General features: G+C 59.2%; 23 protein-coding genes. 13 read left to right on the top strand and 10 right to left on the bottom strand.

Going from position 1 to position 24,308, the window contains the following annotated elements; genetic code table 11:
* Nucleotides 1–301 precede the first annotated feature (301 nt).
* Nucleotides 302–484: a hypothetical protein gene (locus tag B2A78_RS15020; RefSeq protein WP_077730824.1), complete on the top strand. Its 183-nt coding sequence runs from the start codon at nt 302–304 to the stop codon at nt 482–484.
* A 183-nt stretch (nt 485–667) separates the two neighbouring features.
* Here the strand turns inward: B2A78_RS15020 and B2A78_RS15015 are convergent, their stop codons facing one another.
* Nucleotides 668–2,689 carry a PAS domain-containing sensor histidine kinase gene (locus B2A78_RS15015; protein WP_077730823.1) on the bottom strand — a complete coding sequence of 674 codons (2,022 nt, stop codon included), beginning with the start codon at nt 2,687–2,689 and terminating at the stop codon, nt 668–670.
* Between the two features lie 402 nt (nt 2,690–3,091).
* Here B2A78_RS15015 and B2A78_RS15010 point away from each other — a divergent pair, with 402 nt between their 5' ends.
* The 4 genes from B2A78_RS15010 (at nt 3,092) to B2A78_RS14995 (ending at nt 7,190) form a co-directional block, all read left to right on the top strand.
* On the top strand, nt 3,092–3,400 hold the full coding sequence (locus B2A78_RS15010; RefSeq protein ID WP_077730822.1) for a hypothetical protein: 309 nt from the start codon (nt 3,092–3,094) through the stop codon (nt 3,398–3,400).
* 672 nt (nt 3,401–4,072) lie between these two features.
* The gene (locus tag B2A78_RS15005; protein WP_077730821.1) at nt 4,073–5,206 is read left to right on the top strand and encodes a GNAT family N-acetyltransferase; all 1,134 of its coding nucleotides are present in this window, start codon (nt 4,073–4,075) and stop codon (nt 5,204–5,206) included.
* Between the two features lie 335 nt (nt 5,207–5,541).
* Entirely contained in the window at nt 5,542–5,991 is a 450-nt protein-coding gene (locus B2A78_RS15000; RefSeq protein WP_077730820.1) for a cache domain-containing protein, read from the top strand.
* A gap of 365 nt (nt 5,992–6,356) precedes the next feature.
* Entirely contained in the window at nt 6,357–7,190 is an 834-nt protein-coding gene (locus B2A78_RS14995; protein WP_077730893.1) for an OBAP family protein, read from the top strand.
* Nucleotides 7,191–7,308: 118 nt separating this feature from the next.
* Here B2A78_RS14995 and B2A78_RS14990 read toward each other — a convergent pair whose 3' ends face one another.
* On the bottom strand, nt 7,309–7,908 hold the full coding sequence (locus B2A78_RS14990) for an OmpA family protein (RefSeq protein ID WP_077730819.1): 600 nt from the start codon (nt 7,906–7,908) through the stop codon (nt 7,309–7,311).
* A gap of 318 nt (nt 7,909–8,226) precedes the next feature.
* Here B2A78_RS14990 and B2A78_RS14985 point away from each other — a divergent pair, with 318 nt between their 5' ends.
* Nucleotides 8,227–8,649 carry a glycine zipper family protein gene (locus tag B2A78_RS14985; protein WP_077730818.1) on the top strand — a complete coding sequence of 141 codons (423 nt, stop codon included), beginning with the start codon at nt 8,227–8,229 and terminating at the stop codon, nt 8,647–8,649.
* A 206-nt stretch (nt 8,650–8,855) separates the two neighbouring features.
* On the opposite strand, the gene B2A78_RS14980 is transcribed toward B2A78_RS14985, so the two are convergent.
* The gene (locus B2A78_RS14980; RefSeq protein WP_077730817.1) at nt 8,856–9,923 is read right to left on the bottom strand and encodes a polyhydroxybutyrate depolymerase; all 1,068 of its coding nucleotides are present in this window, start codon (nt 9,921–9,923) and stop codon (nt 8,856–8,858) included.
* Nucleotides 9,924–10,175: 252 nt separating this feature from the next.
* On the opposite strand from B2A78_RS14980, the gene B2A78_RS14975 reads away from it, so the two are divergent.
* The 3 genes from B2A78_RS14975 (at nt 10,176) to B2A78_RS14965 (ending at nt 13,533) form a co-directional block, all read left to right on the top strand.
* Nucleotides 10,176–10,628: a hypothetical protein gene (locus B2A78_RS14975; protein ID WP_077730816.1), complete on the top strand. Its 453-nt coding sequence runs from the start codon at nt 10,176–10,178 to the stop codon at nt 10,626–10,628.
* A gap of 279 nt (nt 10,629–10,907) precedes the next feature.
* Nucleotides 10,908–12,611: an AAA family ATPase gene (locus B2A78_RS26900; protein ID WP_077730815.1), complete on the top strand. Its 1,704-nt coding sequence runs from the start codon at nt 10,908–10,910 to the stop codon at nt 12,609–12,611.
* Between the two features lie 16 nt (nt 12,612–12,627).
* Nucleotides 12,628–13,533, top strand: coding sequence for a general secretion pathway protein GspB (locus B2A78_RS14965; RefSeq protein ID WP_077730814.1), 906 nt, complete (start codon nt 12,628–12,630; stop codon nt 13,531–13,533).
* Nucleotides 13,534–13,588: 55 nt separating this feature from the next.
* On the opposite strand, the gene B2A78_RS14960 is transcribed toward B2A78_RS14965, so the two are convergent.
* From B2A78_RS14960 to B2A78_RS14940, 5 genes are all read right to left on the bottom strand, one after another.
* On the bottom strand, nt 13,589–14,197 hold the full coding sequence (locus B2A78_RS14960) for a DUF4166 domain-containing protein (protein ID WP_077730813.1): 609 nt from the start codon (nt 14,195–14,197) through the stop codon (nt 13,589–13,591).
* 12 nt (nt 14,198–14,209) lie between these two features.
* Entirely contained in the window at nt 14,210–14,680 is a 471-nt protein-coding gene (locus B2A78_RS14955) for a DUF2269 domain-containing protein (protein ID WP_077730812.1), read from the bottom strand.
* Entirely contained in the window at nt 14,680–15,960 is a 1,281-nt protein-coding gene (locus B2A78_RS14950; protein WP_077730811.1) for an NAD(P)H-binding protein, read from the bottom strand. The genes B2A78_RS14955 and B2A78_RS14950 overlap by 1 nt, the downstream gene beginning before the upstream one ends.
* A gap of 58 nt (nt 15,961–16,018) precedes the next feature.
* Nucleotides 16,019–16,546: a GbsR/MarR family transcriptional regulator gene (locus B2A78_RS14945; RefSeq protein ID WP_077730810.1), complete on the bottom strand. Its 528-nt coding sequence runs from the start codon at nt 16,544–16,546 to the stop codon at nt 16,019–16,021.
* Nucleotides 16,547–16,767: 221 nt separating this feature from the next.
* The gene (locus tag B2A78_RS14940; RefSeq protein ID WP_077730809.1) at nt 16,768–17,793 is read right to left on the bottom strand and encodes a class I fructose-bisphosphate aldolase; all 1,026 of its coding nucleotides are present in this window, start codon (nt 17,791–17,793) and stop codon (nt 16,768–16,770) included.
* 265 nt (nt 17,794–18,058) lie between these two features.
* Between B2A78_RS14940 and B2A78_RS14935 the strand changes: the two genes are divergently transcribed.
* From B2A78_RS14935 to B2A78_RS14925, 3 genes are all read left to right on the top strand, one after another.
* Nucleotides 18,059–18,493 carry a heme-binding protein gene (locus tag B2A78_RS14935; protein ID WP_077730808.1) on the top strand — a complete coding sequence of 145 codons (435 nt, stop codon included), beginning with the start codon at nt 18,059–18,061 and terminating at the stop codon, nt 18,491–18,493.
* Between the two features lie 21 nt (nt 18,494–18,514).
* Complete coding sequence (locus B2A78_RS14930) at nt 18,515–19,396, top strand: SRPBCC family protein (protein ID WP_077730807.1); 882 nt, start codon at nt 18,515–18,517, stop codon at nt 19,394–19,396.
* A gap of 66 nt (nt 19,397–19,462) precedes the next feature.
* Nucleotides 19,463–20,632, top strand: a complete 1,170-nt coding sequence (locus B2A78_RS14925; protein WP_077730806.1) for a zinc-dependent alcohol dehydrogenase — start codon at nt 19,463–19,465, stop codon at nt 20,630–20,632.
* Between the two features lie 233 nt (nt 20,633–20,865).
* Here the strand turns inward: B2A78_RS14925 and B2A78_RS14920 are convergent, their stop codons facing one another.
* Nucleotides 20,866–21,528 carry a CHRD domain-containing protein gene (locus B2A78_RS14920; protein ID WP_077730805.1) on the bottom strand — a complete coding sequence of 221 codons (663 nt, stop codon included), beginning with the start codon at nt 21,526–21,528 and terminating at the stop codon, nt 20,866–20,868.
* A gap of 749 nt (nt 21,529–22,277) precedes the next feature.
* Between B2A78_RS14920 and B2A78_RS14910 the strand changes: the two genes are divergently transcribed.
* A complete protein-coding gene (locus tag B2A78_RS14910) occupies nt 22,278–23,081 on the top strand; it encodes a hypothetical protein (RefSeq protein ID WP_077730803.1) in 804 nt (267 codons plus the stop codon).
* 33 nt (nt 23,082–23,114) lie between these two features.
* Here the strand turns inward: B2A78_RS14910 and B2A78_RS14905 are convergent.
* Nucleotides 23,115–24,308, bottom strand: a 1,194-nt coding sequence (locus B2A78_RS14905) for an IS66 family transposase (RefSeq protein WP_077730802.1), incomplete at its 5' end; no start/stop codon positions are given.

Raw genomic sequence — 24,308 nt, 5'->3', positions numbered from 1 at the left:
CAATGTTCTCCCTCTCTCGGCCAAGCCCGCTTTCCGGCGCCGGTAGGTCGGCAAGGGATTGCCGACCTACCTGTGTCGGGCGCTCTGACACCGAATCGGAAAATGCTCTAGGGTCGAACGCTGCATCAGTATCGATCTCTCCCGAGTTTAAGCAAACGGAGCAGGTGATGACTGCCATAACAGTCAAGACCAAAGGCATGGCGGTTGCCGAGCGAACGACTCTCGGTATGGAACCTTACGGATAGTCAGAAAACCCCGCTGGGCCTAAGTTATCGACCTTTGTGGAGACTGTGGAGGAGGCATGAACGGTCCGACCGACGAAGGGAAAAAGCGATACCCGCCCAACGGCTTGTATCAAGCCAAGTACATGACCCAGCCGCACGCCTGTACGTGCACGGCGGAGTGTACCGATCCCTGCGATGGCGAGGACTGCGGTTGCAGCGCATGCCTGGCGCTACACGACGGTGTGGCTTCCATCGACTGATCGCGCCAATCCATAACGAGTGTCGGCTCGAAGGCAAGCCCGAGCTGCAAGACCTATGGTCGGGCTACGGCCGGATTTTCCATCACTTGATCGGCAGGCATGAAAAGTCGGGATTACCGAACCTCTGCCTGAGGTTTCAAACTGCGGATTCAATACGGAACGGTGCCATGCGTCTGTCTTTCTCTAAACATCGGGGTAAAGGGGCAGTCGCACGATGAATTCACTCCCTCGGCCGGAGCCTCCGCTTTCGGCTTCGACCCACCCGCCGTGCAGTTCTACGATGCGCTTGACGATGGTCAGACCGAGCCCCAACCCGCCTTGAGCGCGGTCCAGGGTGCGCTCGGCCTGGGTGAAGGGCGTAAAGAGGTGAGGTAACAACTTGCCGGGTATGCCTTCGCCCGTATCCCGAACCGAAACGACCGCCTCGCCGTTCTCCCGAGTTAGGCTCAGCCAGATCCGACCGCCTTCCGAGGTGTACTTTGCTGCGTTGTTGAGCAGGTTCGACACGACCTGAACCAGGCGCACGCTGTCCCCCTCCACCTGAATCGGGTCTTCCGGGATGAAAATGGTGAGGGCGTGGCGCCGCGCCTCGACGAAGGGCCGCGCGGTTTCGACGGCTTGGGCGATCACGGCGGCGAGTTCCACCAGCGTTTTTTTCAGTGCCAGCTTGCCTTGGACGATCCGCGACACATCCAAGAGATCGTCCACCAGCCGGATCAACTGGGTGACTTGACGGTCGATCACCTCACAGGCCCAGATCAACCTGGGCTCCGACGCGCCGAATTTGCGCTGGATGTGGACGGCATTCCGGATCGGCATCAAGGGATTGCGGAGCTCATGCCCCAGCATCGCCAGAAATTCATCCTTGCGGCGGTCGTATTCCAGGCGCAGTTCTTCGGCTCGCTTGCGCTCGGTGATGTCCAGGAAGGTGCCGATGATCTGCAGGACCGATCCGTCGGCCTCGCGGGCGAACACCCCATCTCGCGAAATGCACCAGATCCAACGGCCGTCAGCGGTTCTGATCCGGTACTCGATTTCCAGTGTTTCGCCATTGGCCGTGTCGAGCAAGGCCTTGAAATGGGCGATGATGCGGCCTTGGTCGTCAGGGTGAAACAGATTGAAAAAGTCCTTCCCGCTCAGGCTCTGGAGGTCCTCGAGGGTATAGCCCGTCAGCTCGGTGCACTGGGCATTGATGAAGACATCCCGCCCGGCTTTCACATCGTAGATGTAGAGGCCGTTCAGAGAGGACATCAGGACCTTCTTGGCGAAGGCATCCCGCTCCTTGAGCTGCTGCTCGGCCGCTTTGCGCGCGGTGATGTCGCGGGCAATCGTGGACGCGCCCATGATTCGGCCCTGTTCGTCTTGCAGCGGCGAGACGGTGAGCGAGATGGCGATCCTTCGGCCGTCCTTGCCGAGACGCTCGGTCTCATAGTGATCAACCCGCTGGCCCTGGCCGATTTTCATGAGAATCTCCAGATCTTCCGCCTGCCGTTCGGGCGGAATGATGAAGCTGATGGGGCGGCCGATGGCTTCGTCCGCGGCGTAGCCGAACAGCCGCTCCGCGCCGGCATTCCAGCCGGTGATGACTCCATCCAGGGTCTTGCCGAGTATGGCATCGTCGGAAGACTCCACGATGGCCGCCCATTGGCGCTGCAAGGCATCTGTGCGCATCCGCTCGGTAAGGTCGGTGAGAGCCGTCAAATACCGGACCTCCTCCGCGTCATGGGTGAAGGTTTTCCGGCTGGCGAGCTGGACGGCGAGGCGGTCTCCCGTTGATGTTAGAAGGGTCAGCTCCGCCACGGCTTGGTCCTGCTGCAGACAGCCTTTGAGATGCGTTAGAAGTGTGGATTGGTCTTCGGGAGCCACGTAGCGGCGCAAGGGAGAGCCCACCAGATGCGTGCGCTTCCGGCCGAGCATTGTCGCCCCGGCCATATTGATGTCTCGGATCACCCCCTCAGAGTTCAGGCTCACATAGCCGATCGGCGCCCCGTCATAGAGCTCGGCATAGCGGTTGCGGGACCGTTTAAGGGCCCGCTGGGCCTCCTGAAGTTCGCGGTTCTGGGCCTCCAATTCCCGCACCTGTGCCTGGAGTTCACGGATCGTCCGCGTCAGCTCGTTTCGAAGCCGCTGGACGTCGCTGCAGTCCCGGCACGCTGCCAGGCTATGAAGAAGCTTGGCATCCGATAAGTCTTTGATGGTGGTCATTCTGGGATCCCCGTCTCCTCTTAAGTAACGTCATGGGCATCCCAGCCACTTCCGCCGCACCCAACGGGTACCGTTCTTCCCCCAGGCGGCGGCGGACTGAAAAGTTCTCCTTAGACTCGTTTCAAGGCCACGGTTGCACTGATCGCCGGGGATTGGACTCAAAAAATTGAACTTCACGAACGGCCATTGCCGGAATGTTTCCAGAGCAAACCTTGGGCGGGATAGCCGGCAGCCCGCGTGATCGGATTTCACCCAGCCGAATCGGAGCTGCGCCTATCGGATACTTATCTGTACTCTCACCCGAATGGCTTTGGAAAAAGCACCCAACGTTCGGTAAGAGCGCTTGTCAAAAATCAATCGGACTCAGAAAAGCGGTCCACCAATTCATAAGGAGTAAATGTCATGAACACCATTACGGTCAGAACCGATGGAGCCAGGGTCGGCGGTATCTGGTATGACGCCGGCTGCTATAGGGCGCCATTGCACGCGCAATTCGAAGGCCCCGGCTATTACTGGCTCGAACCCGTGGCCGATCATCATGGCGTCAGGTATTTCGAGAAAGGCATCTCGCTCGGGGCCTGCGATACCCAAGCGCAGTTGGATAGCGCGATTGACGTGGTGATTCGTGAGCATGGCGAGATGACGGATTCCATTTGGTTGCTCGGCGCAACTACCGCAATCAGCATTACCGTGGAGACGTTCGACCGATAAGCCTCGCTCCACGGCCAGAACCCGGTTCCGGCCGGATTTCTTGGTCTGTTACGAAGGCTTATCAGAGAGACAAGGATTTGTACTTATTTTGTGGCTGAATCAGATTCGGTCTAATGGGGCTCCCACGGGACACGCGCCGGAGGACGAGCCGGCCGGCCGAACCGCCGCCCCAGCTAGCCGTTCGGGTTCTGGCTTCGTTCTTTTCCGACCAAGCACCCGCTTCGATTGACGGGTCGGTCTGATCGGCGGGACCGGCCGCCGACACTTGTTCCAAAGGACGCTATGGATAAGCAAAGGACGCCGCCCAGATCGTGACGCCTAACCCGATAAGAAAAGGCATCGTTTCGCTTCGGCTGGCGTTTCGAGCCGTGGACCGAGGCGTTCGGAGCAGGTGAAGACGACCGCGATCAACTAGATGCCCGAGCTCTGGGCAGGGAGCGACAGATGATCAAGGACGCTTTCATTCTCGACCTAGCCGTCTACGAAGACCGAGGAGCGGATAAATCGCATGCTCCCGGCGTCTGCCGTTTCAAGTGAAGCCGAAGGTTAGCTCTAAATGTCAGTCCAGACCTATCGCGCTTAATGGAAGCACATGGCCTCGCGCGCATCATCGGCCGAATAGGTGGCCAAGCCGATTGGATTTCCCATTTCTCATCCAGGAAGGAGAGCAAAATGGCCGTTAGTCAAGATTTCGCCAGCGTGGATCTGTCCGTGAAACCATATCTGGGCAGCGGCGCCCAGGAAATGCATCTGGAAAGCATTGTCCGGCTGTGGCGGGAACGCTTCGACGAAGACCACATCGAGAAGAGGCAGATCCTGTTCCGATGGCTGACCGAGAGGAATCCGTTCCGGGAGGGGCGTACGCCCTACTATCTCCTCACTCACGGCGGGCAGGTCGTCGGCATGCACGGACACATGCCGCTCAGATTTTCTCTGAGAGGCCGTCAGATGACGGGATATCTGGCGCATGACGACCTGCTGGCAAAGGCGTATCGAGGGAAGGGGCTCGGAAAGGTCCTGCTTCGTGGCGTGGCCGAACAGACCACCGATTTCGCCGGTGCCCTCTGGTTCAACGAGCCCAATCGCCACCTCTACCTCAAGGCTGGATGGCTTCCCGTCCCGGACTTTTATCCCTACTTCAAGATACTCGATCCGGCACCCTTCATCCGGCAACGGGTCGGCGGGCGCATTTCCCGCACCACACTCTCTTTGCTGGCCCGGAGTGCGCTTCGGGTGGGGGAACTCGCCCTTCGCGCCAGAATACCGCGGCGGATAGCCATCATCCCCATGATGCATTTCGACGAGCGCTTCGATGAGTTTTTCTCTAGGGTGTCTCCCGCCTTCGGACTGATGGTCGTCCGGGACCACCGGTATCTCAACTGGAAATTCGTCGAGCGTCCGTTCAGTAACTACCGGCGGTATGCTGCGTTCAATAGCCAGGATACCCTCTGCGGGTACGCCGTGATCAAGCGAGCGAAAACGGGAGACCGTCTCCGCGGCCAAATCCTCGACATACTCGCGGATCCTCGGGAGCCGGAAGCGTTCGAGGGATTGCTGAACCAGTGCCTCCAGGATTTCAAGCGAAGCGGAGTGGATTGTGCGGAGATCATGTGCACCTACCCACCGTTCATCCGACAGCTTAGGCGCACCGGCTTCCTGCGGGCACGCACACCGGAGCCGTTTATGGCCTGCAAGTGGGAGCAGCAGTTTGAGCGGTCTTTCGTCTCCAGCATTGGCAACTGGTATCTCACCTTCGGCGATGCCGATGGGGATGCCTGGGACGTGAACTCTCCGGAGCCCTGGTAGGCAGATCGCACCGCGGATCCTCCACGACCGTTCCCCCAAGACAGGTTCGGATGGATACCGTGGCCGCTACCCCGCGTGTTCCAGCCGAGCAAGGTGGGCACGGAATGTCCTGCCCGCTTTACCCGCGCTTTGCGTGAGAGCCTCGGATCGATTGGTTTCACGAGATGGTGGTCAATCTCGGCGGCTTGGCTCGGTGCGTCCTCTTGAGTAAACCGGTCAAAGATCTGGTGCATGCGCTCAGGGATAACCCTCATACCAATCGGTCTCTAAACGTGACCGGCCGTTTCAATCAGTCTCAAGAGGCCTTTTTCGTTATCCACTCAAGGAGAGGACTTATGAAACTCAAGCACCTAGGATACGTAGCATTGTTCAGTGGTTCGATCGCATCGAGCGCCGCCTTCGCCGCGGAATATGGCACTGCCGCGGAAGCCCGTGCCATGCTGGAGAGGGCTGTCGCCGAGCTCAAGAAGGACAAGGCCGATGCTCTGGCCAAGTTCAACCAAGCCGAGGCCGGTTTTCGGGATCGCGACCTCTATCCGTTCTGCGCCGGCCCGGATGGCCGCATTACCGCCCACCCAACGGAAGTCGGCACGAACCTCAAGGAGATGAAGGATCAGAACGGCAAACCCTTCGGCACGGAAATGTTCAAGATCGCGGAGGAAGGCAAGATCAAGGAAGTGACCTATGTGTGGCCGCGCGCTCCTGGCACCCAGTCGATTCCGAAAGTGAGCTACGTGACCAAGGTGGACGACCAGGTATGTGGAGTCGGTTATTACAAGCAATAAAGAGTCGCCTCAAACTCGCCGAAAGGAGAGCGTGCCATGCCGTCTCTATGGGGGTCGCCACCTAGCACAAAGGGCGAGGAACTTGGATGGGGCCGCAAGCGCCTGTCCAAGGCGGGTCCCTCCTGGCCGGCTAAGCCATTGCGGCGCAGGCAAGATTTTCTGTTACGAGCTTTTGCGGACGTACTTCTTTCCTATCTGACGCTGGCATTCGCATGTCAGGCATGCGACGGAGACGAATAGCTGATCAGACAGTGAAAAGCCGCTGGCTAAATATCAATCTTAGGTATATTCACTTATTGTTGCCATCCGGAGGGAAAAGGAACAATCCCATGGGGGTTATCGGCGAATTCTTTGGGAGGGACAATATGGCCAAACCGGCATTGGGCAATGCTATTGGTATACTCGCAGCGCTCGGACTCGCAGCCGTGATATCCGGCTGTGAAAGCACGAAGAAAAAGCCCCCCGGCGTGCAACCCGAAGGACGGGAAAAAACCACAAAAACCCGAGCGCTCGAATCCGGGGCTGCCATGCTGCAAACCCAATCGCCCCTGCGTCCGATGGATATCTATCTATCGGGTTTCCACGTCGCCAAGAGGGACCCATCCCATCAGATGGAGGCGCATCATTATTGCCGGCAAGTCAACGAGGACTTTGCCCAGTGCGTGCTGTTCGACGGCAACACCGCCGACGCCAATCTGATCGGCATCGAGTACATCATCTCGGAAACGCTGTTCGAGTCTCTGCCCGCGCAGGAAAAGAGATACTGGCATCCCCACAATTACGAGATCCTTTCCGGCCAGCTCACGGCGCCGGGGATACCCGACGCAGCCGAGAAAGAACTCATGAGAGGAAAAATGAACAGCTACGGCAAGACCTGGCATGTCTGGAACTCGGCGCCGTTCGGAAAACGCGGCGACAGGATGCCTCTGGGCGGCCCTGTCCTGGAATGGTCGTTCAATCGCGACGGCGAGGCGTTACCCGGCTTGGTCGAAGAGCGGGACCGGCGTATGGGGACCGACATCGTTCAGGAACGCCTCAACCGAAAAGATCTTGTTCCCTTGGCCAAACCTCAAAGCGGCGTAGACGTTTTGAAAAAGAAGTTCCCGAGACCGACCAAATCCATTCCGGGCGTTATAAACAAGAACAGTAAGCTGTCCAGAAAAAAGAACCCGGACGGCCGATTATCAGACAGAAATTGACCGTAAGCGTGAAAGCGTCCGTCGTACGCAGAGAGCCTTCACACGAGCGGTGAGGCGGATCGCGCGCTCCGGCTTCACCGCCCTTCAGCCACAAGCCAAGCCGTTCAGCAGGAATAACTCATTCGCTTCCCGACGGCGGATAAGTCCTTGGCGCAGCCGGACTTTCCGAAGGCGGACGCGCTGAAGTCTCCTTCCCAACGTCTCGATGGGTTACGATCGTCAGTTCCACGCGCCGGTTTTGCGCCCGGACGGCCTCGTCTGTGCTCGCGGTTTTCGGCATTCTCTCCCCCATGCCTTCTTGCGAAATGCGGGCGGCGTTCACTCCGTTGGATGTCAGGTAACCCGCTACCGCGCCGGCACGTTGCTCGGAGAGCCGTTGGTTGCCCTTGTCCGAGCCGATGTCGTCGGCATGTCCGGTGACGGTGACGGTTGATTCAGGGTATTGGTTCAGAACCGAGGCCACCGATTTCAGCGTGCTTTGCACCTGCGGCGTCAGGCTGGCGGACCCGAATGCGAACGGGACATCCAAGTCGAGAGTGTTTTCCGTGGTACGTTGCACCTCTACACCGGCATCCTCGAGCGCCAGCCGTATCGCTCGTCCCGAGCGGTCCACGCCCACGACTTTGCCCAACGGACGCTTCTCACCAGTGTGCGGATCGGTCGCACAGCCCACCACCATCAATGAGCACAAGCCTATTGCAAGCCATCGCCTATTCATAACAACCTCCTGTCACCTCGGTATTCGATGGATCGTCGGACATCGCCGACATCGGTCAACCGTTCCGGCATCTCCTTTCAACATTCGTTTCAAGGGCTTACATTGTGTTCAGACCTTTTCAGGGGCTCGTAGTTGCCCGCCAAGTGATGGGAAGAGTCATCCGACAATCATGAACACTCCCATTCGGTCTCGAGACGCGATTGCGGGACCTTAATGAAAGGGAATTAAGCACCGACAATACTGTCTCCCTCTAAAGATGACGGACGGCGAGAAAGCGCATTGGGTCCGCAAGGAATGCCCGACTATGGAGGATAACGTATGAAACCCGCCGCTGGATTGATCGTTCTCGCGCTGGTGACGGCTTTGGGCGGCTGCGCCACCGCGAGACCGGTACTCTACCCCAACGAGCATCTTCAGAATGTAGGACAAGTTGCCGCCGATCAGGATATCGCCGAGTGCAAGTCCTTGGCCGAAGCGGCCGGCGCAGACTCTCGCGCAACCGGCGCCGGCCGGGCCGCCAGAAACACGGTAGGCGGCGCCGCCATGGGCGCGGCGACCGGGGCGGTCGGCGGGGCCGTGGTCGGGTCGGCCGGCGCCGGCTCTGCTATCGGCGCCGCGAGCGGCGCGGCGGCAGGGCTGATTCGATCCATGTTCGGCCGCTCGGGGCCGGATCCCGCTTATCAGTCGTTCGTGAACCGATGCTTGCAGGAACGCGGTTACGACGTCGTCGGTTGGGACTGATCGTCGGGTTCTCCCTTCAGAAAGCCGATGATTGGAAGATTTATTAACCCGGCCTATAAATATAGGCCGGGTTAATCCGGGGCAGGGATGCCCCGGCGCGGCGACAAGCCGCGTGAGCCCAGGCCGGGCGTGTACCGGGCCTGGGCGGCGGCCCGAAATACCAGGAGGGTATTTACGGGCCTGATTAATAATACACTCGCCCATCGTCACGGCCGCGTTTCCGCCAGTCTATCGAGCATGCCCCGGATCGCTTCGATCTGCGGTCCGTTCTTGGTGTGATAATCGGCGCTGTCATACCCCCACCAGTCCCAACAGGCATTGGGATTCCATACGAAATTCAAAGTCCAGAACGGCCATCCCCAGCCATAGCGCGCTTCCGTCTGCGGATATAGGACGATCAGATCGTTGGTGTCGGCCCAGCGGTTGTAGCCCGCCTGCCGGTAAAAGGCGTCGCCGACTTTATCCTCGTTTTGCAAACAGCCGTGGAAGGCGACATGCACCCGGCAACGCCTGGTATTACACGAATCCGGAATATACGCCATCCCCGAATCGCTCATGCTGTGATCGTGGGCCTTCCGGTCGGGCAGAAATTCGTTCTGATCGAACGCGACGAAACGCCCGCCGGGCTCGGCGGCGGGCGGTTCGAGCGGCCCATGGCTGTGAGCCAGCAGAGCTCCTGCCGCATCGTAGTCGCAGTCGTTGAGGAACGGAGGCCCCGTATAGGAGCAGGCGGCTCCGTCGGTTTCCGTAATCATGGCATGCCCTGCGTCCAGGTCTTTCTTGTAGACGATCCCGTCATCGCCCACATAAGACCGGTAATAACGAAACAAGGCGTCCATCACCGGCTGTTCGACGACCCGATCTTCGGTACCGGAAAATAACCACACCCGGTCGGCCCGAAGTTGAACGGGATCGTCGATGGCACCGGACTGCGCAAGCTGGTCGGTAAGATTCTTGAGATGCGCGGCATCGGGGACAGGATGGGTTTCATCGGGTTTCATACAGTTCCGTGTTGCCCTGCCGGAGTTGTTCTCGGCGCAGTAATACGGTCCGCCGGCGATGACCCCGGCGCCGCGGACGATACCGGAATGGGCGACATGGAACTGCACCGCCAGATAAGCGCCCGAGGAAATCCCCGAGACCGAGGTCTGTTCAAGATCGACGCCGTAGGCGGGTAGACGCTCCGCTTCGGCATCCGCGCCCACGCTCAAGATGGCCAGCCCGGCAGTCAATAGCATTCCGCCAATATTTCGCAACACGCTGAAACCGTCCATGATGTCGTTCTCCCTGTGCTCGTATTCGGTCGCTCTCCACAGCACGATACGGCGGATTAGCCCGATTTTGGCGCCCGCTGCGCCATTCTTTATACGACAGCCACGAAGGCCGTTTTTTCCCGGCCCTGTTTAAGCGGAGGATTGACCTCTCATCCGAACTTGGCCTTAATACTCATGAGTTACTCACAAATTTGAACTCACGGCTTCAGTTGGAATGTTTCCATAAAAATGAGTAACTAATGAGGGCTATCCATGCGCGGACTCAAACCGGAAAAATACGCGGCGGCGCTGAGTTACTTGCGGCGTATGCTCACAGAACCCGATAAGGCGCCGGAAATATTAGTAACTCATGATCGCGTCGCAGCCGAACAGCTCAATCTCTGTTCGGATCACCACCAGTTGAACGCGTGGATCGAACGCCATTTGAACGACACCGGCTGGAAACGCCTGCAGAACGCCCTGAACCAGCGCCGGTGCTCGGAGAACTTGCAGCGGATGAGCCTCAAGAAAAGCACCTACGCCGCCTTGGCCAAGCTGGCCAAGGAACAGCGAATGACGATCAACGAGGCCGTCGAGCACCTCCTGCAATTGCGGAAGGCGGAATCATTAGTTACTCAGCAATCACCTGAATCAGCGGCAGCCGACGATGTTAGCGAGGAGATGCTGATCTGGATGATGGCTCGATCTTCGGGTTCCGAGCCATAGAAGCTTCGAATCTCGGAGCGGGTGGAAGGGCTAAGAGCTAAGAGCCTATGCCAGTAAGTCCCAAACCCTTCGACGGGCCTGTCCTGAGCTAAGTCGAAGGGCTCAGGACAGGCCCGTCGAAGGGCTCAGAGCGAACGGCCTACTGAGATAGGCTCTAAGACCAGGATTTCCGGCGAAGCACCGTTTGGGGTACATAAACTTGACAGTCCCCTTCGACGCAATGATATCGTCGGATCAGAATCGCAATCCAAATGGCACTAGGGGAACTCGCTCACCATCATGTACGCGCCGTATTTTCAGCTCAGCGAGCCCCCCTTTTCCATTGCCCCGAATCCGCGCTATCTCTATCTGAGTCCCCAGCACCAAGAGGCGCTGGCTCATCTTTTGTACGGGATCAGTGTCGGCGGAGGATTCGTCGTGCTGACGGGCGAAGTCGGCACGGGAAAAACCACCTTGTGCCGCTGTCTGCTCGACCAACTGCCCGAAGACGTCGATCTCGCCCTGATTTTCAACCCCCGGCTGAACCCCCGCGAACTGCTCGCCAGCATTTGCGACGAACTGCACATTGCTTATCCCGAAGAGCGGGCCAGCCTGAAGCAATTGATCGACCTGCTGAACCGGCATCTGCTCGAAATCCACGCACGGGGGCGACGGACCATCGTCCTGATCGACGAAGCGCAGAACCTCAGCTTCGAAGTGCTGGAACAGATCCGGCTGCTTACCAATCTCGAAACCAACCAGGCCAAGCTGCTGCAAATCATCCTGGTCGGACAACCCGAACTCGGCATTCTTTTGGCTCAGCCGAACTTGCGGCAGCTTTCGCAACGGATTTCCGCGCGGTTTCACCTGCGTCCGCTGAATTTCCGGGAAACGATGGCCTACATCCGGCATCGCCTGGCCGTCAGCGGCGCCAGAGATACGCTGTTCAGCCGGCTGGCGGTCGGTGAAATCTGTCGCCGGTCGGGCGGAATTCCGCGTCTCATTAATCTTATTTGCGACCGGGCATTGTTGGGCGTTTACACCCTTGGAAAAAGCAAAGCGGGCTATGCAATTGCCCGGAAAGCCGCCAACGAGCTGATGCCGAAAGCCGACATTACACGCTCCGTACGCTTTTCAGCCGTTACGCCCTTTGGCCTTCTGACCGTACTCGCCGTTTGCGGGTCGATCTATGCAGGCCTTGCGCTCCGTTCCGACCCGGCTGTCATACCGCGTCACTTATCGGCTCTGCTGGGTCCGCTTTTGGCCGACGATCCGCCCATTGTTCAGCCGAAGCCGGATGCCCCGGTTCCTTCAGCGCCCTCAACCGCGCCGAAAAGCGCCCCGGAGCCCGAGAAAACCGCAGACGCGCCCCCCACCGCAGCGCGCGCTCCCGAGCCGGTGTTTGCCGAGTTGATGTCAGACTCCGGCCTGACCCGCGACAAGGCTTTTGCCCGACTCCTGGCTTTGTGGCAAATCGAGCCGCCGGTCGACGCGACCGACTTTTGCCAATTTGCCGAACAAAAGGGATTGCACTGTCTGTCGACCAACGGCAACTGGTTCCAACTGCGAAGCCTCGATCATCCGGCCGTACTGGAATTCGCAGTGCCGGACGGCACGAAGCGCTATGCGGTCCTGGTCGGCATCCGCGACGACAAGATCGAGCTGAGCTTCGGTACTCAACGCCATGCTTTCGAACTCGCGGACATTCTTCCATTTTGGCGGGGCGGTGCCGCTTTGCTCTGGAAGCCGCCCAAGGGCGACGCCAGAACGTTAGTCGCGGGCAGCAAAGGTGAAGCCGTGAGGTGGTTGAGACGGATGCTGCGTGCACCGGCTGAAGACGGAGCCGACGACTATTTCGACACAAAACTCAAGGCCCGCGTGGTCGCCTTTCAGGTGGAACACGGGCTGAATCCGGACGGCGTAGCGGGTCCCTATACCATGATTTATCTTGTCAAAAGAGCCGATGATCCAGGCATTCCCAGGTTAACCTCAGGTCCTCGATAAAACCGGAACAGCGCCGATGTCCTACATTCTCGAAGCACTCCGAAAATCGGAACGCGAACGGCAAGCGGGCCAAGCCGCGCCGCCCGTTCCCATCCCGCTCGATCAAGCACCGCCGCGGCGCCGCGGTCTGGCGTGGTCGGCAGCGTTTCTCATCGTGCTTAACGGCGCCGTCCTGGGCTATCTTTGGCTCACTCGATGGGGAAACACTGGACCGGTAACGCAGCCCACCGTGGCCGAATCGGCCGGACCAACCGTTGAACCCGCCGCGATTAAGAACGCCGCCGCACCCGGCGTCACGCCGGTTCCACCGGAGTCAGCCCCGGTGATATCGAGTCCCGAGGAACTCCCTCAGCCCGCGAAAGATATGCCACCGGCACTCGCTCAGACTGAGCAGGCACCGGCAGCCCAACGCCCAGGAGCGAAGGCCGACGATCCCGTCAATCCGCCGGTTACACCCCCAAAACCTTCCAAGCCCAAATCCGCGCCCTCAGAATCTACGGAACGCTCCCCGACGCCGGTAACCGAAAAGCGGCTCGTTAAGCCGGCGGAAAAAACCCGGCAACCGATCGATCAGGAAACTCTAACGGAATCTGCTGCGAGCGAAAACGCCAACCCTCCAGTCGCATTCCGCGCTCCCGCAAGCGCGCCGGAAACTCGCGACCTGCCGCCCCAGCCTCTCGCGGACGAACCCGCGATTCCGTTCATCCATGCCTTGCCCATCGATTTTCAGCAGCGGGTGGGCCCTATCACGATCAACGTATTCGCCTACTCCGAACAGCCGGAAGAGCGGTTTGCGATCATCGACATGAAAAAATACCGGGTGGGCGACAGCATCCAAGGCGGCGCGGAACTCCTGGAGATTCGCTCCGACAGCCTAGTGCTGCGGACGGAAGGGCGTAAATTCCGCATTCCGCGGCCGTAACGCCTTCGGTCCCGCCGGGCCACCGGCGAACAATGAGCGTCCATGCCCGCATACGTTACATCCGAAACCGGCCGCAATAGGAAAAGGTTCGCCCGAACCAGGGGTGAACGATCTCGAAATCCAGGCGCACTTCGTCATCGGATACCGGACTCTCGACGATAACGGCATCCCCGAGCAGTGCCCAATTGGGAATTCCGATCATCATCGGCCCCAGTTTCCAGCAGTGCTGCAATCCGGTGAACACCAGCGCCCCGTCCTCGACGCTGAGCCTCATGCGGATGCCGACCCCGAAGCGCAGAATCTCGACGATCTGGCCTCTGCCGGCCGGTTCCATTCGGGACAGAAATTCGGTAACTCGGCCGTCCGGGAAAGAGAAGGTGCGATGCCAGTAGAGGGAGTCGGGGGTCGTCGGGTCGGTTCTATTCCGAACCTTGACGGGAACATTATCGCCCGGATAAGGCACCAAGGCCTTGAACCAACGGGCAAGCATCAGCCAAGGCTTGACCAGGGGCGCATGGCGAATCTCGTCCATCACACCATCGAGAGTCATGTCTTCTGCAAATGATGGCGAGAGGTCGTAGTGCCGGCGCACGGCAGGAGCCAGCCGCGCCCAGTGCTCTTCTCCGAGAACCCGCCGAACGACGGGCATGTGGCGTACGGTCATAAATCCCCCTTTTCAAACGAATGTCGGCTTGCAAACCATCAGATACAGCGTAGCTAGCATGGCGATGAAGGCCGGCACCCCCAGCCAAAACCACTTATTCAGATCTCGCCAATAACGCTCGGGCAACGGCTCGCCGGTGGCAAGCGCCCGGTCGCAGTCGTTTCGCATGCGGATTTGAAGGTACACGACCGGCAGCCAGCAGCCCCCGGCGATGATATACATCAGCACGGACGCGACCAGCCACGGCGAATCCAGCGGATAACCGTAAAGCGCCGCAAGCGCGAACCCCGAGACCGGCTGGACGACGACGGTCGGCGTCGTGAACAGCCAATCGGCCAGCACCACACGCCGGTTGGTGATCGCCATCGCCTGCACATTGCGGCTGAGGTCGGTGGTGAACTTGAAAAAGGCGGTTCCCATACCGGTGCCGAACAGGAACATCGAACTCAGAATATGAACCCATTTGATGATCAGGACGTCCATCAGCGTTTCTCCGCGGCCATAATCGCCAAGGTAGCGATGAGAATCGGAATGTTCTTCGCGATCGGCGCGAAGGGATGGAGCCAAAATTCGGGCAAGCTTACGGTGATGACCGCGGTATAAGCGAGCATCGCCAAGAGCTGAAGTAGGCCCACCAGGACCACGTGAAAACGCGTCAGCAGAGCGACTCCGAGCACGACATCCAGGGAGGCGGCACCGTACAGCACCCAAGGAGCCGCCGAACCGGTAATGCCCGTGGCCGCCAAAAGCTCGAGACTTTCGCTCTCCGGAAAAAACAACGCCGAGGTCAGCCCCGACCAGATCCACAGCAGCGCCAAAGCGTACCGCAGGACCGGGATGATGAAGAACAGCCGGGCGTAGATCCGTTCGGCCGACGTGCCGGGTCGATTTCGGAGAGCGGATGCCAAGCCTTCGGTACGAAGCCCCAGGCGGGCGGACAAAATGTCCGGGTCCCCGGTATTGCCCCGCTGAAGCATGCGCAATGCTTCTCCGTTGAAAGGAGTCGCCGTCATCGCGCCGAGCCGGTCGGCAATGGCCAACAGCCAGCGATAGGGAATCGGAATGAAATGCGCTTCCCCCGAGCCTAGCCAATTTCTGAGCACGCCCAGACACTCGCGCAATGTCATGGGCTCCGGCCCGACCACGGGAAGCCGCAGGCGAGCCGGCGCACCGGATTTCAGCAGCCGCAGCACGGTCCGCGTCAAGTCGTCCACGTGTACCGGCTGAATCTTCTGTCCGCCGTCGCCGACCAACGGGATGACCGGCAGGGCCGCGAGCGCGCAGAAAAGAGCCGAACTCTGCCCGCCGGGTCCGAACACCAGCGAAGGCTGAAGGATGGACCAATCGAGATCCGTCGTCGCCAGGAAATCGTCGGCGGCCTTTTTGCTGAGGTGATAACGGCTGAACGCCGAATCGTCTGCACCCAGAGCGGAAATTTGAATGACCTTCCGTACGCCGGCCCGGCGGCACGCCTCGAACAAGGCTATCGGGGCATCGCGATGCACGTCGTCGAACCGGCTGTTCCGACGCTCGGCAATGATCCCGACCGCGTTGATCACCGCATCGACCCCGTATAAATGGGGCAGCCAGTCGAGAGACTTCAAAAGATGAGCAAAGTCGATGGAAATCGATTGGACTCCCGGCGCATCACGGGAAGGCGATGCTCGGTGCACCCCCGCGATCACCTCATGCCCATCCCTCGCCAGCGCATGCACGATATGGCGTCCGATAAATCCCGAAGCTCCGGTCACAAGAACTCGCATCGCGATCTCCTTTTATTTCTGATATTTCAGTCTTAACAGAAAGATAAGCGGAAAAAAATCAGCTCTTCGAGCCCAACAATTTCTCGATCTTGGCGCCCAGATCCAGCAACTTGATCAATGCCGGCCTCGGCAAGCGCCGTATCTGGTCGTACCAAGAAAGCAACCGCTCCAGGAACTTGGCCACCGCCTCGATACGGCGCTGCACTTCGGGCCCGCTTTCGTCCTCATTGCCGTCGAGCACGCACTCCCGAAGCACGGTCAGCGTAGGGTCCAACTCGCGGCGCTTGCGGTTTTCGGCAATGGCGAAAAAAGTGTCCCACAAATCCGAGAGGGCCTCGAAATGATCACGGCGGTCGCCTTTGACATGGAGTAGCTTGACCAGGCCCCAGCTCTGCAACTCCTTAAGACTGGTGCTCACATTCGAGCGCGCCACCCCCAGAGTTTCGGCGATCTCGTCGGCGGTCAAGGGTTTCCCGGCGAGGTACAGCAGAGCGTGAATCTGCGCCACGGTGCGATTGACGCCCCATCGCGACCCCATTTCCCCCCAGTGCAGAACGTATTTTTCCATGACCGGCGTGAGTTTCATATCTTTTTATCTGAATTTTCAGAACTGACGGAAATAATAGACCACGAGCCGATCTTGCAGTCAACTCGTTTTTGGTCGGCTAACGTTTACCGCCGGAACGACTCGGACCGCCAGGTTTGAGGCGATAATGCTTTCAGTCTCTCCTCGGGAAGCATTCAATACGCCCAAGCGGCCGCAACGCTGCGTCTTGGCCCATCGAACTGATGAACCAACGACTGTCGCTACGCCGCCTGCTCCATTTCAGGATCGTATTGCCCCAACGCCGCGGCTCCGTTGAAGCGTGCACGCCGGATGAGGGCTTGCTGGGCTGCGGTCTTGTTTTCCGCCTGGCCGCGCCAGATCGCCATCGGCGATGCCTGCAAGGCCCGGCTGAACGAGAAGGTCAACGTCCAAGGCGTTTTCAGGGCCTGGGCCTTCACATTGATCGCGTTGAGATTGGCGCTGGCGACCGTATCGCTCTGGCCGCCGGACAGGAAGGCAATGCCGGTGACTGCCACCGGTACGGTTCGCCTGAGGCAGGCCAGCGTCATCTCGGCAACTTCTTCAGGCGGCGCCTGACGAGGGCAGTCCGCGCCGGATAGCACCATGTTGGGCTTCAAGATCATGTCCTTGAACCCGACGCGGTAACGCGTGAGCGCATCGAAAACCTCATGCAGTGCCGCCTCGGTCGCCCATCGGCAGGTTTTAATATCGTGCGCTCCGTCCATCAGCACTTCGGGCTCCACGATGGGCACCAGCCCATGGACCTGACAGAGTCCGGCATAACGAGCCAGCGACTCGGCGTTCGCGCGCAAACACTGGGACGTGGGTATGCCCTCGCCGATGGCGATTACCCCGCGCCATTTGGCGAAGCGCGCCCCCATCCGGCGGTATTCGTCCAGCCGACCCGCGAGTCCGTCGAGCCCCTGGGTAAACCGTTCGCCGGGAAAGAACGGCAAGTCCACCAAGCCTTTGTCCACCTTGATGCCGGGAATGATCCCTCTTTCGGCGAGGAGTTCCGGGATAAGCTTGCCGTCGGATGCGCGCTGGCGAATCGTTTCGTCGTACAGAATCACGCCGCTGATGTATTTTTCCAGTTCCGGCGCGGTAAACAGCATCTCGCGATAGTCCCGACGAGACTCCTCGGTACATTCGATCCCGAGCTTCTTGAATCGTTTTTCGATGGTGCCGGTACTCTCATCTGCGGCGAGCAGTCCCTTGCCCGGCGCAACCATGCGCGCGGCTATTTGTGCCAACTCATCAGACATAAGCCCTCCTTCTTTAGCGTGGAAATTCATGTTCGGCTAACCCAAGTTGGAGATCAGCCGTACATAGGACCTTAGACCGAGCGCATCGCGGAGGGTGCCAATCGTTCCACGCCTGCCTGCATTTAAACTGCCGAAGGTCCGCTCCGATCCGTCGCTTCCCGCATTATGATCAGCCGCAAACTTGCCCGTTTTCCCGCATTGTAGGCGCAACGCCCCACTGTTCGGATTGTCGAACAGATTTAACGAATGAACGGAGGGAAAAGCCATGCACGTCAGCTATGAAGAAGCACAACGCGCCATCGCCGCAGCACTTAAAAAATCCGAGGAAATCGGCGCACGCAGTTGCATCGCCGTGGTGGACTCCGGCGCAACCCTGAAGGCGTTTGCCCGGATGGACGACGCTTGGGTCGGCAGCATCGACATCGCGATTCGAAAGGCACGGACTGCCTGTTTCTTCGGCATGCCGACCGGCGAGATCGGCAAGATGTCTCAGCCCGGAGGATCGTTGTATGGAATCGAGGTTTCCAATGAGGGCTTGATCACCTTTCCCGGCGGGCTCCCTATTGTGAATGCCGATGGCGTTCTGATCGGCGCGATCGGAGCGAGCGGCAGTACGGTCGAGAATGATCACAGGGTTGCAATGGCTGGGTGCGAGGTGATCGGTGTGTCCGATCTACCGGAACATCCCTGGCGAACCTGAAAATCAGAGGAGCGGAACGTTATGGACGAGAAACAAATGGCGAAGAGCTTAGGCTGGTTCAGTATCGGTTTGGGCCTTGCCGAAGTCGCGGCACCGAGGAAAGTCGCCGATATGGTCGGCCTCGACGGTCGGCACGGCATTGTGCAACTGTTCGGACTTCGCGAAATCGCGACCGGGATCGGCATACTAATGCAGCCCGGAAATCCCAATTGGCTCCAGGCGCGGGTTGCCGGCGACGCGCTGGACCTGGCTTTGCTCGGATCGGCTCTGGGCGAAGACAACCCGAAACGCGGCAGAGCGGCGGCGGCCATGGCAGCGGTAGCCGGCGTGACGGCCCTGGACATCATCGGCAGTGAACAACTGAGCCAGAGCGCCGGAACCAAAAGTGGCACCATCCATGTGCGGGAAAGCATCACGATTGACCGCCCGGCCGAGGATATTTACCGGTTCTGGCGCGATCTCGAGAGCCTGCCGCGCATCATGAATCACATCGAATCCGTGCGGGAGATCGGACCGGGCCGTTCCCATTGGGTTGCAAAGGCACCTGCCGGAATGCATGTCGAATGGGATTCGGAAGTGATCGAAGACCGGCCGAACGAATTGATTGCCTGGCGTTCGCTCGAAGGCGCGGATGTGGACAATGTCGGGTCGGTACGCTTCGAGCGTGCACCGGGCGGACGCGGCACGGTATTCAAGATAGAGATGGATTATCGGCCGCCGGGCGGCATCATCGGCGCCAAGATCGCGAGGCTGTTCGGCGAAGCGCCCGAGAAGCAAATCGCCGTGGACTTGCACCGCTTGAAGCAGCTCATGGAAACCGGCGAGATCGCAACCACCGAGGGGCAACCCGCGGGGCGGGCTCGCAGCCTGTCGAGAAAGTACGACGAAATCGTCCAAACCTGACACTAAATTCCGCCGCCCGTTTTCATAGCGCTCAGCGGCTCATCGATTCGGACAAGGAACACTGTCATGAAAGCGAATTGTTGGTACGGCAAGAACGATCTTCGGGTGGAACAGGTACCCGATCCGGAAATTCTCAACCCACGCGATGCCATCGTAAAAATCACATCGACCGCAATCTGCGGCTCCGATTTACACCTTTACGACGGTTTCATCCCGGCGATGGAAAAGGGCGACATCCTCGGCCACGAATTCATGGGCGAAGTCGTCGATGTCGGACAGGGCGTAAAGAACCTGAAGGTCGGCGATCGCGTGGTGGTCCCTTTTCCCATCTCTTGCGGCAACTGTTTCTTCTGTCAAAAAAAGCAGTATTCGCTATGCGAAAACTCCAACCCGAACGCGGTGATGGCCGAAAAGCTCTGGGGGCATTCGCCGGCGGGAATCTTCGGTTATTCGCACCTGGTCGGCGGATATGCCGGCGGGCAAGCCGAATATGCGCGAGTCCCCTTCGCCGATGTCGGCCCGATCAAAATCGAGAACGGCTTTACCGACGAGCAGGTTCTGTTTCTTTCCGACATCTTCCCAACCGCCTACATGGCGGCGGAAGCCTGCGACATTCAGCCCGGCGACACCGTGGCGGTTTGGGGCTGCGGACCGGTAGGCCAGCTCACCGTCAAGAGCGCCTATCTGCTTGGCGCCGAGCGGGTCATCGCGATCGACCGTTTCCCCGATCGGCTGCGTATGGCGCGTGAACAAGGGAGGGCGGAGACCCTCAATTACGAGGAGGTCGATGTCTACGATTCGCTCATGGGCATGACCGGAGGCCGTGGACCGGACGCCTGTATCGATGCCGTCGGCATGGAAGCGCACGGACACGGCATTCAATACGCCTACGACCGCGCCAAGCAGGCGACGATGCTGGAGACCGACCGGCCCATCGTGCTGCGCGAGGCCATCATGGCCTGCCGCAACGGGGGTACGGTCTCCGTCCCCGGAGTCTATGGCGGATTTATCGACAAGTTTCCCATGGGTTCCGTCATGAACCGGTCGCTGACCATCAAGACCGGGCAAACCCATGTGCAACGCTATCTGCAGCCGCTACTAGAGAAAATCCGGAACGGGGAGATCGACCCGAGCTTCATCGTCACGCACCAGATGCCGCTCGACGACGCGCCCGAAGGCTACGAGATGTTCAAGCACAAGCAGGACGAATGCATCAAGATCGTGCTGAAGCCGTGAGTAGGAATGAGCAGATCTTCCAAGTGAAGACTTCCAAAAAGAAAGGCCTGCCGGGAAGCAGGCCTTTTTAAGATAACGGTTAAAATTGAGGGACAGTTTCCGCGTTGGCTGATGGTCGGTTAAATCGTCAGGCTCATTGAGCTTTATGCTCGGATTCACCCGCCGACCAAATCCGATGGATTTCGGTCTTTGCCGACAAGCGATCGTTCTTCACTTCGCTCCTCTCGGCCCAACTACTGAGCCGGTTGTTCACCCGGCGGTTGTTCACCCGGCGGTTGTTCACCCGGCGGTTGTTCACCCGGCGGTTGTTCACCCGGCGGCTGTCCACCCGGCGGCTGTCCACCCACGGTGATGGATGTGAGCTGGCCGCGAATTTCCCCTTGGGGGTTCTGCTCCGAGTGTACATTCACATAGATGTTTCCGGCCTGAATGGCCTGAATCAACTCAGACATGTTGGTGATCGGGGTGCCAATTGTAGTCGAGCAGCCCATCTGTTCAGCAGTCATTTGGTCCGCCTCCTGAACGATATTGGCATCCGACACGGTTGCTCTAAGTTCAAGTGGTGCAATTAAGCCACCTCGGACCATTCCCAACAAGTCTACGACTATCGGACCGGCTTGCCCCGGTGGAGCGCAATGCAAATGCGCCTGGGTCAGTCTTGTCCCATCTTCGGTGTCGACTTGTTGCAATTGCTGCACGCTGACGTGGTAAGTTAATTGTGTCGAATCCTGATTGAGGGTAAAGATTCCCACCCCCCGGACTGTGGACTCGACTGGCGGAACCTCTTCCTGGCCCGTCAAATTCGCGACAAACGGTCCCTGTCCTTCTTGACTATAGACAGCGCCGGAAAATAATCCGGCCAACAAAATCGATATCGCTTTTTTGCGCATGATCATATCCCTATCCTCCGTGTAAATCCTCTGTTCCCGGTGACACACCACTTCGAGAACGATTACAACTCTGTAAGTAAATCCAGACTTACGGACCTGCCCTCTTGTTCTTCTGTGATTCGATGTTGCTACAGGTGCTTCCGTTCCGACACAGATTTCCTCATGTGCGAAACAGTGTTTTTCTTATTAGTAAATTATCTGAGACAGAGGTAGATATGTCATTGGACCAAACCGCTGCGTTCCAAGATATCGGGCAATATTGCCGGCACTGTTTTCCGCTGCGATGCAATGACGAACATCGGCCGCACCGGGAGGGCAATTCCGCGGGGTAATAACGCACGATCACAATTGCACCGGTTGCGAACGGATAAGGTTGGTAATTACTGTCGGCGTTTCGGCCACGATTGTCCCCATCATCACGCGAGAGGTGAAAGGACAAATGCGCGAGATTGAAAGAATCGGTTCCGATAGGCATGAACTATCGAGCGTCGAAATATACTTCGGCTCCGAAGCCGCCAATCGCGCGAACACAAATCTGCGGTTTCGTCGCGAGGACAGGCCGCTTTCTCCAAGCTTGGCACGCGAAATTCGTTGACCCAGCCTTGGTGAATTGCAAGACGGCGCTCCGGAGCGTCACCACGGAACGCCGACCGATCACCAATCAACAACACTGTGTTACCACGTCGTTGACCGGGCCAGGCCTGTTGTAAACTGTGCCGCCAATTTTCTACGACGTTCTTGCGCGAGGTTTATTCATGGCGAACGGTTTTATCCAACCCAGACAGGCGTCTCCCGATGCGTGGCGAAACTGGATCAAGCAGGGGTTTGAGCTGGTTTCGCGGAAATGGCCGGTATGGATTGCCGTAATGACCGTGTGCTGCCTGGTTACCGGCGCCGCGGGCGCTGCGGAACCGATTGCGGGATATCTGACACTCGCGCTCGGGTTCAATCTCGCGGTGGTGGTGGATCATGAGTCCGATTGGATAGGAATGAGCTCGCGTTTCGGTTCGCTGTTCCGCGACGCAGTCAAATTCGCCTTTCAGGTAGGCATGTTCGTGTTTCTGACGACCATTCCCCTGAACATGGCTATCACCGCCAGCAAAGCGGCAGCCGTGGCCAATGAGAGCAGTCGAGTCGTTTCTGCCAAAACGGCAAACACTTACGGTGAAAGCGATTTGTCGACGCAACTCGCGCACGTTTATGAAGAAAGCGGAAATAATCTTATCGAATGGGCAATGATCTTACCCGTCGGCCTCGGCTTTCTTTATCCATTGCGGAGTCTAGGTGCAGGCTTCATCAGGGCGCTCGCGTACGGACAACATGGCGCCGCGCTGAATCGGAGCTCGATTCTCATGATAGCCGCCTTTTCTTTTGCGAGCGTACTGGTTTTCACAGCATTCGGGCTGTATCCGCTCATTCCCATCGTTCAAGGCTTCTGGATCGCCGTGAATTACGTGATGTTCCGAGACATTTTCTTGGGTATCACCGAAAACCGCCGGATTTCCGCCAAGGCGGCGAATCGGCTCGATGAGGTGCAAACAGCGGTATCCCGAATTTAGAGTAAGCGTCCGAGCCTTACCGTGTTGACGGCGTCAAGCCGCGATGGGCTGGGTCAGTTCCGTCACCTGATCGGCCAGGTTCCAGGGTAGGAACTCGTCGATTCGATTGACGGGATGCTCGGCGATGCGGGCCAGCACGGTCCGGAGGTACGCCTCCGGATCGAGGCCGTTGAGCTTGGCCGTGCCAATCAGGGTGTAGATCGCCGCCGCTCGCTGGCCGCCGGCGTCGGAGCCGGCGAATAGATAGTTCTTCCGGCCGAGCGCCACCACCCGCAACGCGCGTTCCGCGGCATTGTTGTCGATCTCCAGACGACCGTCATCGCGATAGCGGGTCAGCGCCGGCCAGCGGGTCAGGGCATAGCGGATCGCCTCGGCTAGCGCCGACTTTTTCGAGACCTGTGTCAGCGTGGTGTGCAGCCAGGTCTGAAGCGCCGCGAGGAGCGGACCCGCGCGGGCTTGCCGCGCCGCCGCGCGGGCCTCCGGCGGCTGGCCCCGGATCTCGGCTTCGATCATATAGAGCGCACCGATACGCTGGAGCGCCTCGGCCGCCAAGGGACTCCTGTGGGCCTTGTGGAGCTCGTAGAACTTGCGCCGGACGTGCGCCCAACAGGCGACTTCCTGCACGCGACCGGTGTCGTACAACCCGTTGAACCCGGCATAGCCATCCGCCTGCAGGGCGCCTTCGAAGTCCTTGAGATGCGTCCTGGGATGCTGGCCTTGGCGGTCCGGCGCGTAGGCGAACCACACCGCGGGCGGCGTGAGATCACCGGCCGGGCGGTCGTCCCGGACATAGGTCCACAGCCGACCGGTCTTCGTCTGGCCCTGACCGGGCGCGAGCACCGGGACCGGCGTGTCGTCGGCATGGAGTTTGTCGCCGGCGAGCACATGCCGGCGGATTGCCGCGACCAAAGGCCGAAGGAGGCCCGCGGCGTCGCCGACCCAATCGGTCAAGGTGGAGCGGGACAGGTCCACGCCTTCGCGGGCGTAAATGACCGACTGGCGGTACAGCGGCAGATGATCGCCGTATTTCGAGACGAGCACATGGGCCAGCAGTCCCGGACCCGCCAAGCCTTGGGCGATGGGCCGGCTCGGCGCCGACGCCTGGACGATGCGGTCGCAGCGGGCGCAGGCACACTTGGGGCGGACGTGGCGGATCACCCGGAAGCGGGCCGGGACGTACTCCAGGATTTCGGCGACCTCCTCGCCCAAGGGCTTCAAGGGACCGCC

Origin of the sequence: Methylocaldum sp. 14B (assembly GCF_002005105.1) — a bacterium.
In the GTDB taxonomy this organism is placed as follows: Bacteria; Pseudomonadota; Gammaproteobacteria; order Methylococcales; family Methylococcaceae; genus Methylocaldum.
Note: the sequence above shows the minus strand (reverse complement) of the source record. Positions and strands in the feature narration are given on the sequence as shown.

Coding starts and splice junctions, on each gene's coding strand:
- B2A78_RS15010 (WP_077730822.1), top strand. CDS start 3,092: ATGAACACCATTACGGTCAGAACCGATGGAGCCAGGGTCGGCGGTATC.
- B2A78_RS14975 (WP_077730816.1), top strand. CDS start 10,176: ATGCGCGGACTCAAACCGGAAAAATACGCGGCGGCGCTGAGTTACTTG.
- B2A78_RS14945 (WP_077730810.1), bottom strand. CDS start 16,546: ATGAAACTCACGCCGGTCATGGAAAAATACGTTCTGCACTGGGGGGAA.
- B2A78_RS15000 (WP_077730820.1), top strand. CDS start 5,542: ATGAAACTCAAGCACCTAGGATACGTAGCATTGTTCAGTGGTTCGATC.
- B2A78_RS15020 (WP_077730824.1), top strand. CDS start 302: ATGAACGGTCCGACCGACGAAGGGAAAAAGCGATACCCGCCCAACGGC.
- B2A78_RS14950 (WP_077730811.1), bottom strand. CDS start 15,960: ATGCGAGTTCTTGTGACCGGAGCTTCGGGATTTATCGGACGCCATATC.
- B2A78_RS14920 (WP_077730805.1), bottom strand. CDS start 21,528: ATGATCATGCGCAAAAAAGCGATATCGATTTTGTTGGCCGGATTATTT.
- B2A78_RS14935 (WP_077730808.1), top strand. CDS start 18,059: ATGCACGTCAGCTATGAAGAAGCACAACGCGCCATCGCCGCAGCACTT.
- B2A78_RS14960 (WP_077730813.1), bottom strand. CDS start 14,197: ATGACCGTACGCCACATGCCCGTCGTTCGGCGGGTTCTCGGAGAAGAG.
- B2A78_RS14910 (WP_077730803.1), top strand. CDS start 22,278: ATGGCGAACGGTTTTATCCAACCCAGACAGGCGTCTCCCGATGCGTGG.
- B2A78_RS14955 (WP_077730812.1), bottom strand. CDS start 14,680: ATGGACGTCCTGATCATCAAATGGGTTCATATTCTGAGTTCGATGTTC.
- B2A78_RS14940 (WP_077730809.1), bottom strand. CDS start 17,793: ATGTCTGATGAGTTGGCACAAATAGCCGCGCGCATGGTTGCGCCGGGC.
- B2A78_RS14930 (WP_077730807.1), top strand. CDS start 18,515: ATGGACGAGAAACAAATGGCGAAGAGCTTAGGCTGGTTCAGTATCGGT.
- B2A78_RS14995 (WP_077730893.1), top strand. CDS start 6,357: ATGGCCAAACCGGCATTGGGCAATGCTATTGGTATACTCGCAGCGCTC.
- B2A78_RS14985 (WP_077730818.1), top strand. CDS start 8,227: ATGAAACCCGCCGCTGGATTGATCGTTCTCGCGCTGGTGACGGCTTTG.
- B2A78_RS14990 (WP_077730819.1), bottom strand. CDS start 7,908: ATGAATAGGCGATGGCTTGCAATAGGCTTGTGCTCATTGATGGTGGTG.
- B2A78_RS26900 (WP_077730815.1), top strand. CDS start 10,908: ATGTACGCGCCGTATTTTCAGCTCAGCGAGCCCCCCTTTTCCATTGCC.
- B2A78_RS14965 (WP_077730814.1), top strand. CDS start 12,628: ATGTCCTACATTCTCGAAGCACTCCGAAAATCGGAACGCGAACGGCAA.
- B2A78_RS15015 (WP_077730823.1), bottom strand. CDS start 2,689: ATGACCACCATCAAAGACTTATCGGATGCCAAGCTTCTTCATAGCCTG.
- B2A78_RS14925 (WP_077730806.1), top strand. CDS start 19,463: ATGAAAGCGAATTGTTGGTACGGCAAGAACGATCTTCGGGTGGAACAG.
- B2A78_RS14980 (WP_077730817.1), bottom strand. CDS start 9,923: ATGGACGGTTTCAGCGTGTTGCGAAATATTGGCGGAATGCTATTGACT.
- B2A78_RS15005 (WP_077730821.1), top strand. CDS start 4,073: ATGGCCGTTAGTCAAGATTTCGCCAGCGTGGATCTGTCCGTGAAACCA.